Raw genomic sequence first — 12,555 nt, forward strand, 5'->3', positions numbered from 1 at the left:
AGTCGCAATCGCCCATGAAGTGCCAGAAGCGACTTAATCCCCTCCGTCCCCTTTCTTCAGCGGCTGAAGCGGCGGGCGCCGGCCACGCAGATCACCGCGGCCAGCGTCACCAGCACCATGCCCAGGCTGACCGACTCGTGCAGCAGCAGTGCAGCCAGCGCCAGGCCGAAGAACGGTTGCAGCAGCTGCAACTGGCCGACGGCCGCGATGCCGCCTTGTGCCAGGCCGCGGTACCAGAACAGGAACCCAAGCAGCATGCTGAACACCGCCACGTACCCCAGCGCCCACCATGCCGAGGCATCCACCGCAGCAAACGAGACCGGGCGCATCAGTACTGTCAGCGGCAACATCACCGGCAGCGCCAGCAGTAGCGCCCAGCTGATCACCTGCCAGCCACCGAGATGTCGCGCAAGCCGGCCGCCCTCTGCATAGCCCAGCCCGCACACCACGATCGCCGCCAGCATCAGCAGGTCGGCCTGCAGCGAGGCCTCGATACCGTTGCGGGCCGCGTAGCCGACCACGCAGGCACTGCCCAGCAGCGAGAACAGCCAGAACGCCGGGCGCGGACGATCACCGCCCCGCAGCACGCCGAACAACGCCGTGCTCAACGGCAGCAGGCCGAGAAACACGATCGTGTGCGCCGAGGACGCATGGCGCAGGGCCAGCGCGGTCAACAGCGGAAAGCCCACCACCACGCCCAGGCTGACTACCGCCAGCCCGGGCAGGTCTGCGCGCCGGGGCCAGGGCTGGCGCAGCAGCAGCAAAAGCCCCAGCCCGAGCACGGCGGCGATGCTGGCGCGCGCGGCGGTGACGAACCCCGCATCCAGCTGCAGCACCGCCAGGCGAGTGGCCGGCAACGAGCCGGCAAAAATCACCACACCAATGAAGCCATTGACCCACCCACTCGCCGACCGTTCCACAGCTGTGCTCCCGCAATGCCGGGCGATGCCCGGTGGACGTCCATGGAAGCATCGACCGCCGCATCTCCCCAGCTACAATCCAGTACAGTTTCAAGAAACTGTACTGCTCACACTTCCACTACAGTCCCGCCATGAACCGCCCCCTTACCCGCATCGAATCGGTCATCCACACAGTCCGCAGCCGCATCAGCGCACGGCTGGACGGGCCGGGCTCGCGTCTGCCCTCGGTGCGCGCGCAGGCGGCGGCGATGGGGGTGTCGGTGTCCACCGTGGTCGAGGCCTACGAGCGCCTGACAGCGGAAGGCGTGATCGCCGCCCGCGCCGGGTCCGGCTTCTACGTCAGCGGCCCGGTGGCGCCGTTGGCCCTGGCCGAGATGGAACCCCGGCTGGACCGTGCGGTGGATCCGCTGTGGGTGTCACGACAATCGCTGGAAACACCCGCCGGCCACCTCAAGCCCGGCTGCGGCTGGATGCCCAGCGCCTGGCTGTACCACGATGGCATGCGTCGCGGCCTGCGCCGGCTGGCGCGCGTCGATGCACCGCAGCTGGTCGACTACGCCGGACCGCTCGGGCTGCCCGTCCTGCGCCAGCTGTTGCAGCGGCGTGCGGCCATGCTGGGCATCGACGCGCCGATGGAGCAGATCCTGCTCACCGAATCGGGCACGCATGCCGTCGACCTGATCTGCCGTTTCCTGCTCAAGCCCGGCGACTGCGTGCTGGTCGATGACCCCAGCTACTTCAATTACCACGCCCTGCTGAAGGCCCACCAGGTACAGGCGGTGGGTGTGCCGTACACGCACGCCGGCCCGGATCTGGACGCGTTCGCGCAGGCCCTGCAGGCGCACACACCGCGGCTGTACATCACCAATTCCGGCCTGCACAACCCGACCGGCGCGATCCTCTCGGCCAGCACCGCGCATCGGCTGTTGGGGCTGGCCGAACGCAGCGAACTGATCATCATCGAAGACGACATCTTTGCCGACTTCGAGCTGCACCCTGCGCCGCGGCTGGCCGCGCTCGATGGCCTGTCGCGGGTGATCCATGTCGGCAGTTTCTCCAAGACGTTGTCGGCCGCCTCGCGCTGCGGTTACATCGCCGCGCGCCCGGAGTGGATCGAGGCGCTGACTGATCTGAAGCTGGCCACCAGCTTCGGCGGTGGCCACCTGACCGCGCAGCTGATGCACATCGCATTGACCGACAGCGGCTATCGCCGCCACATGCAGTCGGTGCGCTCGCGCCTGGCCGATGCGCGCCGGCACACGCTGCGGAAACTGCACGCGCTGGGCATCACCGCGTGGCTGCAACCGGAAGCCGGCCTGTTCCTCTGGTGCCAGCTACCCGATGGCCGCGATGCCGCTGCGTTGGCGCGGCAATGCCTGCGCGAGGGCATCGTGCTGGCACCGGGCAATGCCTTCAGCCAGTCGCAGCGCGCGGCCGACTATCTGCGCTTCAACGTTTCGCAGTGCCAGGACCCACGGATCTGGCAGGTGCTGGCGCAGGCGCTGCGCTGAGCTGGTAATGCGCCACCAGCGCGTCCACCACCACGCGCACGCCCGGCAACTGGCCGCGACGATGCGGCAGCAGCACGCTGGTGGTCACCTCTCCGGCATGCCACTGCGGCAATACCTGCTGCAGGCGGCCGGCGGCGATGGCCGCCGCACACAGGCTGTGCGGCAACACGGTGATGCCCAGGCCGGCTTCGGCCGCCGCGATCAGCAGCTGCGATTCGTTGCCGACCATCGCCACCTGCGGTTCCACCTGCACGCTGCGCGCGGCCGGCCCCTGCAGTGTCCAGCGCGTTGCGTGGCGCGCGGTCAGCAGCCCGGCATGCCCGCGCAGCTGCTCCGGCGCATCCAGCGCAGGCGCGGTGGCCAGGTATGCGGGCGCCGCCACCAGCACAATGCGTTCGCTGCCCAGCGCGCGCTGCACCAGACCCGAATCCGGCAAGGGGCCGAAGTGGCTGCGCAGGGCGATGTCGATGCCTTCCTGCGCCAGGTCGATGAAACGATCACTCACTTCAACTTCGATGCGCAGCCGCGGATAGCGCCGGGCCAGCGCGGGCAGGCAGGCGGCGAGCTCGCCCTGTACCACCGGAATCGAAGCGCTGATGCGCACGGTGCCGCTGGGTTCGGCCTGGCGGTCGCGGACGATGGCCTCGGCAGCCTCAACCTCGGACAACGCCGCGCGTGCGCGTTCGAAGAACTCCTGACCGACCTCGGTCAGCGCAAAGCGACGCGAACTGCGCTGCAGCAGGCGCACCTGCAGATGCTCCTCCAGCAATGCCACACGCTTGCTCAGGGTCGAGCGCGGCAGGCCCAGATGGCGACCGCCGGCGGCAAAGCCGCCCTGCTCCACGGCAGTCACGAACAGGGCCAGGTCGTTGAGATTGAGCATGCGCAACGTCCACAGATGTGGACTTCAGGATGCCATTCGAATGGCTTCTGTCGCAATGTCCATGCAGGCACGCTTCCCCTACCCGCCGCACCGCGGCTTCAACCGGAAACCTGCCATGACCCCGATCCTCTTCTACGGCGTGCCCTCGGGCTGCTCGTTCGGCTCCATCGTTGCCCTGGAATGGCTGCGCCAGCCCTACCAGCTGTGCCGCATCGAAATGCCCGGCCAGGTACAGGGCGAAGACTATCGCCGCCTCAATCTGCTTGGAGAAACGCCCACCCTGCGCACCGCCAACGGTGAACTGATCAGCGAAAGCCTGGCCATCCTCAACCACCTGGCCGCGCGCGGCATCGCCCAGGGCTGGGGATTCGCGCAGGGCACGCCCGGCTTCGACCGCCTCAACCAGGCGCTGGCCTACCTCAACACCAGCTTCTTTGGCGCCTATGCCCCGCTCTGGCACGCGCTGGAACATGCCGAAGGTGCCGACGGCGAAGCCCTGCGCCGCTACGGCACGGAAAAAGTACGCCACGTGCATCAGGCGCTTGAGCAGATGATCGGCAACGGCCCCTGGCTGCTGGGCGGACAGCGCAGCCTGGCCGACGCCTACTTCGCCGGCATCGCCCGCTGGAACGACTACCACCAGGTGGTCGACCGCCGCCACTTCCCGAAGCTGCAGCAGCTGTTCGAACGACTCCAGGACGATGCCGGCGTGCAGTTCGCGCACGCCATCGAGGCGCAGCGGACGGTAACCAGCAGCGGCGGTTTCCTTGGCGAGGTGCGGTTGCAGGATGTGCTGGAAGCGGAAGCGGCCTGAGCGATCACCTGCCTGTGCGGCAGCGGCGCGCAATGCCCCTTGCGCGCCGCGCTACAGTGGTATGTCGCCCGTTGCAGGAAACCGCGCATGTCCATGTTCTCCGATCCGCAGGCGGTAGCCCGCTACGCCGAAGGCCCACTGCGCCAGGTGCCGGGCTTTCTGGCCCTGCAGCAGATGAGCCAGTTGCTGCTGGCCGAGCGGGTTCCAGCACAGGGCCGCGTGCTGGTGCTCGGCGCCGGTGGCGGGCTGGAGCTGAAGGCCTTTGCCGAGGCGCAACCGGGTTGGCAACTGCTGGGGGTCGACCCAGCCGCGCCGATGCTGGCCCTGGCCGAGCAGACACTGGGCCCGTTGATATCGCGAGTGCAGCTGTTGGAAGGCTATATCGACGATGCGCCGGACATGCGCTTCGACGGTGCCAGCTGCCTGCTGACCCTGCATTTCCTCGATGCCGCGCAGCGCCTGCACACACTGCGTGAACTGCACAGGCGCCTGCAACGCGGCGCGCCACTGGTGGTGGCCCACCACAGCGTGCCGCAGGATCCGGCCGGCAAGCGGCGCTGGTTGCAGCGCTATGCAGCCTTCGCCGAAGCATCCGGCGTGGCACATGCTGATGCGCAGCGCGCGATCGAGGCCATTGCCGAGCGATTGCCACTGCTGGCGCCCGAACAGGAGGTCGCCCTGCTGCAGGAGGCCGGCTTCGAAGGCGCAGAGCTGTTCTATGCAGGTTTCAGTTTCAAGGGCTGGGTGGCTTATGCGGCTTGACGCCTTGGCGCAGCCGAGGCCAGGTTTGGATGCGGCGTCGGCCGTCGAGCAAGCTCGACGCTACGGGTACGCTCAGGGCACCACCGTAATGCCGATGCGCTTCATCAACAGCGCCACCTGCTGCACGTCCAGCGTGGCGCCGCGCAGGTTGGTGCTGCGCAGGTCCAGCTCACCCAGCTCCGAGTTGGTCAGATCGCAGTCGGTGAAGCTGGCGCTGTTCCAGTCGATGCCCTCGAACTGGCCCCCGGACAGGTCCGAGCCGGCGAAGCTGGCACCGCTCACATTCGCGCCGTCCCAGCAGTTCTCCCACAGCTCGCACTTTTCCAGCGTCACCCGCGAAAAATTGGCATAGCGCAGGTTCGATTTCTTGATGAACGCACTGCAGAACCAGCTGCGCGTGGTGATCTGGTTCATGAAGCTGGCGTTGCTGAAGTCCGCGCCCTGCGCGCGGCACTCGCTGATCTCCAGGCCGAGCGCCTTGATGAAGTTGAAATGGCACAGGCTGAGGTCGCAGCTGCGGAAGCTGGCTTCCTTCAGCGTGGCGCCGTTGAAGCGGCAGCCCAAGCGGCTGTCAGCATCGTAGAAGCTGCAGTTGATGAACTCGGTGGCGGTCAGGTCCACGCCGGAAAAATCGCATTCGTGGAACTGCTGGTCGACCACTTTCTGGCCGGTGTACTGGTCCGCGCCGATGCGCAGCCTGCGGTGAACGATGGGGGACATCAGGGATTCCATGCCAGAAGCGCGGCCATGATGCCGGGCCACTGCCGCATTCCAAAGCCCTACGCCGGCACGGGCTCACCCGCTCATCGGCCGCGCCATTGCCCAATGCCTGTTGTTGCACGTTCATGCACGAACATGCACACTCGTACCATGAGCTCCGAACCCAATTCCCTCCCCGCCGAGCGCACCCGGCTGATCCTCGAGGAACTGCGCCAGCAGGGCCGCGTGGTGGCCGCCGAGCTGGCGCGTCGTTATGCCGTCTCCGAAGATTCGATCCGCCGCGACCTGCGCGAACTGGCTGCCCAGGGCCTGTGCCAGCGCGTCTACGGCGGCGCCGTGCTGCCGCCGCCGAAGGAACGCCCGCTGCGCGAGCGGCTCACCCGCGACCGTGGCGACAAGGCCGAACTGGCCGCGCGCGTCTGTGCCCTGCTGCAACCTGGCCAGCTGGTGCTGCTCGATGCCAGTTCGACCAACCTGGCCATCGCCCAGCAGTTGCCGCCCGAACTGGCACTGACGGTGATCACCAACGCGCCGCAGATCGCCACCGCCGCCAGCCTGCATGAAGGCACTTCCGTGCAGCTGATCGGCGGCCGCCTGGCCAGCGGTGGGGGCGCGGTGGGCGCCGAAGCACTGGCCCAGGTGCAGCGCCTGCGTGCCGACGTGTACCTGCCCGGCCCGTGCGCGGTGGACGGCGACACCGGTGTGTGGGCGATGGATGCCGAAGAAGCCACATTGAAGCGTGCCATGGTGGCCTGCAGCGGCCGTGTCATCGTCGCCGCCACCACCGAGAAGCTCGGCGCCCGTGGCCACTGGCAGATTGCCAGCCTGGACGAGATCGACGACCTGGTGCTCACCACCAGCGCACCACCGGCCTTGGCCGCGCGCTTCCGCGCCGCCGGCATCGCAGTGCACCCCACTCCCCCCTGACCGTACCGCTCATGTCCCTTGCCAACCGCGCGCGTGCCGAACAGCACGCGACCCGCGCTGCGTTCTTCATTCCCGGCTTCGCCACCGCGCTGTGGGCCACCCTGGTGCCGTTCGCCAAGGCACGTACGGAGATCAACGACGCCACATTGGGCCTGGTGCTGCTTTGCCTCGGTGCCGGTTCGCTGCTGGCGATGCCGTTGTCCGGCGTGCTGGCCGCGCGCCTCGGCTGCCGCCGGGTGATGGTGGCCAGCAGCCTGCTGATCTGCCTGACCGTGCCCGGGCTGGCACTGGCCGATTCGGCGTGGCTGCTGGGCCTGGTGCTGTTCGTGTTCGGTGCCGCCGTTGGCGCGATGGACTGCACCATGAACGTACAGGCGGTGATCGTCGAGCGCGAGGCACGGCGCGTGATGATGTCCGGCTTCCACGCCTTCTTCAGCATCGGCGGCTTCCTCGGTGCAGCGATGATGACCCTGCTGCTTTCCGCACAGCTGCCACCGCTGGCCTCGGTGCTGATCGGTGTGGCTGCAATGCTGCTGGCGATGCTGGTGTCGGCGTCGTACTGGCACAGCGAACGCATGCCCCACGACACCCCGATGCTGGCGATGCCCCATGGCATCGTGCTGTTCATCGGCGTGCTGGCCTTCATTGCTTTCCTCGGCGAAGGCGCGATGCTGGACTGGAGCGCGGTGTTCCTCAGCGATGTACGCCGCGTCGATGCGAGCCTGGCCGGCATCGGCTATGTGACCTTCACCCTGACCATGACCGTCGCGCGCCTGTTCGGCGATGCACTGGTGGCGCGGGTGGGACGCGAACGCGCCATCGTGTTCGGCGGCCTGCTCGCTGCCAGCGGCGTACTGGTGCTCACGCTGGTCACGCCCTGGCAGGCCTCACTGGCCGGGTATGTGCTGGTCGGCCTCGGCTGCGCCAACATCGCACCCGCGCTGTTCTCGCTGGCGGGCCACCAGACACGCATGCCGGGTGCGCTGGCGATCACCGCCGTGTCCACGCTGGGCTTTGCCGGCATTCTTGCCGGCCCGGCACTCATCGGCTTCGCCGCCAACCACTTCGGCCTGATCGCTGCATTCATCGGTGTGGCCATCGCACTGCTGCTGGTGGCGGTGTCCACGCGCTGGCTGCGGGTGTAGCGCGCGGCATCAACGGCGCCGGCGCCGCAGCTTCATCCGCACCCGGCGGTAACCGATCACCGTGGCCGTCGCACACAGCGCGGTGCCGGCCATGCTCAACAGCAGCAGCACGCCCAACCGGGCCGTCTCCTGCCGCAGCATCGCCGGCAGGTCCCAGCTGTGCAGGAAGTAGAACAGCCAGCGCCCGGCCCGCTCACGATGCCCCAGGGTCAGCAGTGGGTCACCGCTGGCCAGATCGAAGTAGACGCGCGTTGCTTCGGCATCGCCGAAGTCCGCCACTGCCACCGGGAAGCGGCGCACCGCCGCACCGTTCATCGCCTCCGGCGCACGTGGATAGAAATAGGCATCGGCTGCATGCAGCAGCGTGAACCGATGCATCGGCGCGGCGGACATCGCCTGCGCTTTGTGCTGCAGCCATGCCAGCGGCAGCCACTGCATCAACCGAAGATGCCCTTCGCCCGCGGCCACGATGCGCGTATCGCCCTGCCCGTCCAGCAGCAGCGCGAACAGCTCACCGCCGATGCGCCGCCACTGGATCTCCACCGGCATGAACGCCCCCTCGTGGGCCGCAGCCAGCAGCGCTGCCGGTTGGCCCAGCGCGCCATTCACCGCCACCGCATCGCCGCGATAGTGCGCCGTGTTGATCGCTTCGCGCGTACTGCTGAAGACGCCCAGTGGATTCATCGACATCAGACCACTGAAGATCCAGGTGAACACGAACGCCGCAGCCGCCAGACCGATCAGATGATGCCAGCGCATCCACGGCTCGACGTACGGCGTCTTCGCACCGGAACGATAGTGCCCACGGAAACGCCAGCGCCACACGCCCACCACGATGCCGCTCACTGCCGCCAGCGTGCACAGCGCGGACAGCACGATCACCACCCACGTCCACACCGGGTCCACCGACTGCATGCGCAGGAAGTACAGCCAGTGCAGCCACGCCCCCACATAGTTCCAGCGCTGCTGCACATGCGGTGCATCCAGTACCACCTCACCGGTGCGCGAAGACACATACAGGTCGCCCGGCTGCGCACCGCCCACCTCCACCCGGTACAGCGGCCGATGCGCGTCCAGCGCACGCGAATGGGTCCAGCGGTCCTCATCCACGCGCATCGCACCGACGAAGGCTGGCCCGCCGGCAAACTGCGCCGCCGAGGCTTCGGCGCGCTGTGCCGAGACCGACAGCAGGGCCTGCCCGGTGTGCGCCGACCACGCCCCCACGTGGTTGCCACTACGCACCACGTAGGCAGGCTCGCCACGCAGCGTGGTCAGCACCACGCTCTCCGGCTCGGCGTGCACTGCTGCCGGCAACGCCGACAAGCCAAGCAGCCCGTGCGCATCGCCCAGCACAGGCAACGCCGCCAGCCGCTCACCGGGTGTCAGCTTCGGGTAGCCGATGAACAGCATCACCATGCCGCTGACGAACCACAGCAGCATCAGCAGGCATCCGCCGATGCCCAGCCAACGGTGCACCAGATAGGTCCAGCGCTTGGCGGTGGATCGCAGCGACATGGCCGGCGTCCTCAGAAGCGATGGTCGAGCGTGAACTCGACGCGGCGGTCCGCGCCCAGCAACCACTGTGTGCTGGTGTAGTACGCGGTGGCGTAATACGCCTTGTCGAACACATTGAACAGGCGCGCGCTCACCCGCGTACGCGGTGCCGCCTGCCAGGTCAGCGCCAGGTCGGTGGTGCTGTAGCCGGGCAGCTCCAGGGTGTTGGCGTTGTCAGCGTAGCGCTTGCCGACGTAACGCACGCCTGCGGCCGCGTTCCAGTCGGGCAGGAACTGCCAGCTCACCCACACATTGGCCAGGCGCTCGGCCACGTTCGGCGGCACGTTGCCATCACGCGACACCAGCATCGCCGGCGAACCGGTGGTTTCCAGAAAGTCCTCGAACTCGGCCTTCAGCAGCGTGGCGTTGGCATCGAGCGACCACTGCGGCGCGAAGGCCCAGGTCAACGACGCTTCAATGCCGCGCGAGGTCTGCGCTCCCACCTGCACGCGGCGATCCGGTTGCAGTGGGTCACGGCTGAGCAGCCCGGTCTTGCGGATGCGGTACGCCGCCAACGTCCACTCGCCACCGTCGAAGGCCTGCTTCAGGCCCACCTCGATCTGCCGCCCCTTGGCCAGGTCGAAGGCACCGTTGGCCGGGCTGATCATCAGCAGGCCGCTGACCGGGTCGGCCGCCTGCGAGTACTGCGCATACAGGCTCAACGTCGGCTGCAGCGCGAACACCGCGCCAGCGCGCCAGCCCGTGCTGTTGTAGGTCTTCGAGAACGCGTTCTGGCCGCTGATCAGATCGGTGCGATCGATGCGCGCGCGGTCATGGCGCAGGCCGCCCAGCACCGACCAACGCTCGCTCAGCGTCAGGTGGTCTTCCACGAACAGCGCGTACTGCTCGGCGGCGTTGCGGTAGCGCGGCAGGTTCGGCGCATCGCTGGCGAACTGGCCCGGCACCGGATGGAACGGATCGACCGGGCCGGAGCTGCCGGCATAGGTGTTGTTGGTGTGCTTGAAGTGCGCGCGGTTGGCATCCATCCCCACCGCGAAACTGTTGGCAAGACCGCCCACCTCACCCTGCACGCGCAGCGTCGAGGTCAGCCCGGTCTGGTCCTGGTTGTGGGTGATCTGGGTGTTGCCCGAGCGGTCAATCAGGCCGGTACGCGGGTTGTAGACATAGGCCTCGGCGTTGCGCCAATCGCGCTGGCTGTCGGTCTGGTAGACGCGCGTGCGCCATTCCACCTTCGCGCTCGGCGTCCACAGCGCATCGAGCTGGGTCCAGCGGTCACGGAAGCGGATATCACTGTCTTCCACGTTGTAGTTGCGGTGGCGCAGTGCGTCCAACTGGCGTCCCTCCACCAGCGGCGTGCCGAAGTAGCGCATCGGCTTCTGATGCCCTTGCGCATGGGTAAGCGTCAGCTGCAGGTCGGTGCGCGGCTGCCACAGCACTGCGCCGGAGAAGGTGGCATCACTGTTGCGCCCACGGTCGATCCAGCCACCGCTGTAGTTGCCACTCAGGTCCAGCCGGTAGGCCAGCTCGGGCGTCAGCGCGCCCCCACTGCCGAAGCCCAGACGCGCGGTATCTTCACTGCCCACCGTCACGCTGATCTCGTTGTCGATGGCCCCGCGCGAGGGTTTCTTCGGCACGATGTTGATCACCCCGCCGATCGCACCATCGCCGTGGATCACCGAGGCCGGCCCGCGCAGCACTTCGATGCGCTCGATCGACCAGGTATCGAAGGGGAAGGTGATGCCCACGCCGCCGTACTGGCGCAGCCCGTCGTACAGGCGCATCACCGAAGCGCCATCGGTGAAGCCACGGCTGGACAGCGCACTCAGGCCGTTGCCCGGGTGCGGCATGGCACTGATCGCACCGGCCCGGCTGATCGCATCGTTGAGGTTGCTGTCGCCGCGCTGCTCCAGCTGTTCGCGCGAAATCACCGTCAGGCTGGCCGGCGTCTGCAGCACGCTCAGGCCCAGCGCAGAGCCGGCGCTGGCGGTGGCTGACAGCTCGCCGCTGCGGGTATCGATCACGCGTACGGTATCCAGCGTGGTCGGTGGTGCCGCATCGGCGGCAAGTACGGGAGCGGTGTTCAGGAGCAACGCGCACATGACAGGCAGCGTCGCCCGGCGCGGGTGCGCGGCGTTGGGATTCGTTTTCATTTGTTCGCGGCATGCAAGGCCACCCCGCAATGGCAGGGCAGCAATCAGAAAGGGACAAACACGCGCGTGCGGGCACCGGCCGTGGCCGGCAACCTCATGGAAGGAAGATCAATGCAGCGCGCGTGGGGCTCAGGCAGCCATCAAGACCGGCGGCCCACGCGCTCCCAATGTGCCCCTGACGCGTTGTGGCAACGCCTGCACCGCACCGCGCAGCGCGCGGCACACCGCGGCCATCGGCACCAGCAGCAACAACGCCGCTACCAACAACGTGATCAACCGCGCTGCGATCAGGCAGTAATCGCAATCCACGCCCATCTCATGATCGGCATGGGGATCGGCGGGCGGCTTCGTTGCAGCCTCGCCGTGCGGCATCGCCATCGCGTGATGGTCGTGATGGCCCTCCATCGCGTGCTGCGCATGCTGGGAGTGATCCATCGCCGCCACCGGCACCACCGCGGCCACGTGCCCGTGCGCCAGCCAGCGGCTCACCAGCGGGGCGAGCAGCACCAGCAGCAGGGCAAGCCAAGCCAGGGCCTGGAACCGGCGGTGGAGGACAGAATGACGCACCCGGCCATTCTACGGGCCCGCAGCCAACCTTGGACCCCGTTCAGGGTTTGCCCCCTGCGACACGGTGACGCAGGCCTGTGCGGCCGGCCAGCTCGATGGGCATGCCCTGCCCCAGCGCTCTGCAGATCCACGCCATGCGTGGATGCTTTTCGCCCATCAACTCACGTACTGGGCCACACCATTACCGAACGACCAGTTTTCCTTCTTCACTTCCACCAGATTGATGAACACATCTTCGCGGCGGATGCCCACTGCCGCGTGCAGGCCCTCGGCAATGCCCAGGTACAGCGCCTTCTTCTGCTCCAGCGTGCGCCCTTCGTTCCAGGTGATCTGGATGCAGATGAAATCGTCGGTACGGTCCACGCCCAGGTAGCCGGGGTCGTAGATCAGCGTGCCGGGCGCGTGTTCCTGGAAGATCTGGAAGCGGTCGTTTTCCGGTACCCCCACCGCGCGCATGGCCTGGTAGATGGTTTCACCGACGCGTTGCAGGTAGTCGGCGGATTTGCCTTTGCGAAGATCGATGCGGGCGAGCGGCATGGCGGGGCTCCAGAGTGGATGGGCGCGGCAATGGGCTGAGACTACGCCTGCCCGAGGTGGTGGGACAGCGCAGGGATGGAATCCTCTGCTCTCATGGATGGCAC

Annotated in this window: 12 protein-coding genes; 5 read left to right on the forward strand and 7 right to left on the reverse strand. The window is 67.6% G+C overall.

Annotated elements, in window-relative coordinates; all coding sequences use genetic code 11:
* Positions 1 to 56: 56 nt before the first annotated feature.
* Positions 57 to 920: a DMT family transporter gene (locus LZ605_RS10990; protein WP_249844842.1), complete on the reverse strand. Its 864-nt coding sequence runs from the start codon at positions 918 to 920 to the stop codon at positions 57 to 59.
* A gap of 131 nt (positions 921 to 1,051) precedes the next feature.
* On the opposite strand from LZ605_RS10990, the gene LZ605_RS10995 reads away from it, so the two are divergent.
* Positions 1,052 to 2,431, forward strand: coding sequence for a PLP-dependent aminotransferase family protein (locus LZ605_RS10995; RefSeq protein WP_249844843.1), 1,380 nt, complete (start codon positions 1,052 to 1,054; stop codon positions 2,429 to 2,431).
* Here the strand turns inward: LZ605_RS10995 and LZ605_RS11000 are convergent.
* The gene (locus LZ605_RS11000) at positions 2,370 to 3,314 is read right to left on the reverse strand and encodes a LysR substrate-binding domain-containing protein (protein WP_249844844.1); all 945 of its coding nucleotides are present in this window, start codon (positions 3,312 to 3,314) and stop codon (positions 2,370 to 2,372) included. The two genes, LZ605_RS10995 and LZ605_RS11000, sit on opposite strands and share 62 nt — an antisense overlap.
* A gap of 115 nt (positions 3,315 to 3,429) precedes the next feature.
* Here LZ605_RS11000 and LZ605_RS11005 point away from each other — a divergent pair, with 115 nt between their 5' ends.
* Both LZ605_RS11005 and LZ605_RS11010 read left to right on the forward strand, forming a co-directional pair.
* Complete coding sequence (locus LZ605_RS11005; protein ID WP_249844845.1) at positions 3,430 to 4,128, forward strand: glutathione S-transferase family protein; 699 nt, start codon at positions 3,430 to 3,432, stop codon at positions 4,126 to 4,128.
* A gap of 87 nt (positions 4,129 to 4,215) precedes the next feature.
* Positions 4,216 to 4,890 carry a class I SAM-dependent methyltransferase gene (locus LZ605_RS11010; protein WP_249844846.1) on the forward strand — a complete coding sequence of 225 codons (675 nt, stop codon included), beginning with the start codon at positions 4,216 to 4,218 and terminating at the stop codon, positions 4,888 to 4,890.
* 72 nt (positions 4,891 to 4,962) lie between these two features.
* Here LZ605_RS11010 and smqnr read toward each other — a convergent pair whose 3' ends face one another.
* Entirely contained in the window at positions 4,963 to 5,610 is a 648-nt protein-coding gene (gene smqnr, locus LZ605_RS11015) for a SmQnr family pentapeptide repeat protein (protein WP_249844847.1), read from the reverse strand.
* A 150-nt stretch (positions 5,611 to 5,760) separates the two neighbouring features.
* On the opposite strand from smqnr, the gene LZ605_RS11020 reads away from it, so the two are divergent.
* Both LZ605_RS11020 and LZ605_RS11025 read left to right on the forward strand, forming a co-directional pair.
* Positions 5,761 to 6,537 carry a DeoR/GlpR family DNA-binding transcription regulator gene (locus tag LZ605_RS11020; protein WP_249844848.1) on the forward strand — a complete coding sequence of 259 codons (777 nt, stop codon included), beginning with the start codon at positions 5,761 to 5,763 and terminating at the stop codon, positions 6,535 to 6,537.
* A gap of 11 nt (positions 6,538 to 6,548) precedes the next feature.
* Positions 6,549 to 7,682 (forward strand): MFS transporter, encoded by a 1,134-nt coding sequence (locus LZ605_RS11025; RefSeq protein ID WP_249844849.1) that lies wholly within the window; start codon positions 6,549 to 6,551, stop codon positions 7,680 to 7,682.
* Between the two features lie 9 nt (positions 7,683 to 7,691).
* On the opposite strand, the gene LZ605_RS11030 is transcribed toward LZ605_RS11025, so the two are convergent.
* From LZ605_RS11030 to LZ605_RS11045, 4 genes are all read right to left on the reverse strand, one after another.
* Positions 7,692 to 9,197, reverse strand: coding sequence for a PepSY domain-containing protein (locus LZ605_RS11030; RefSeq protein WP_249844850.1), 1,506 nt, complete (start codon positions 9,195 to 9,197; stop codon positions 7,692 to 7,694).
* An 11-nt stretch (positions 9,198 to 9,208) separates the two neighbouring features.
* The gene (locus LZ605_RS11035) at positions 9,209 to 11,347 is read right to left on the reverse strand and encodes a TonB-dependent receptor (RefSeq protein WP_249844851.1); all 2,139 of its coding nucleotides are present in this window, start codon (positions 11,345 to 11,347) and stop codon (positions 9,209 to 9,211) included.
* Between the two features lie 129 nt (positions 11,348 to 11,476).
* Positions 11,477 to 11,863 (reverse strand): DUF2946 family protein, encoded by a 387-nt coding sequence (locus LZ605_RS11040; protein WP_249844902.1) that lies wholly within the window; start codon positions 11,861 to 11,863, stop codon positions 11,477 to 11,479.
* 207 nt (positions 11,864 to 12,070) lie between these two features.
* Positions 12,071 to 12,451, reverse strand: a complete 381-nt coding sequence (locus LZ605_RS11045; RefSeq protein ID WP_180866944.1) for a tautomerase family protein — start codon at positions 12,449 to 12,451, stop codon at positions 12,071 to 12,073.
* Positions 12,452 to 12,555 lie beyond the last annotated feature (104 nt).

Origin of the sequence: Stenotrophomonas maltophilia (assembly GCF_023518235.1) — a bacterium.
Classification (GTDB): domain Bacteria; phylum Pseudomonadota; class Gammaproteobacteria; order Xanthomonadales; family Xanthomonadaceae; genus Stenotrophomonas.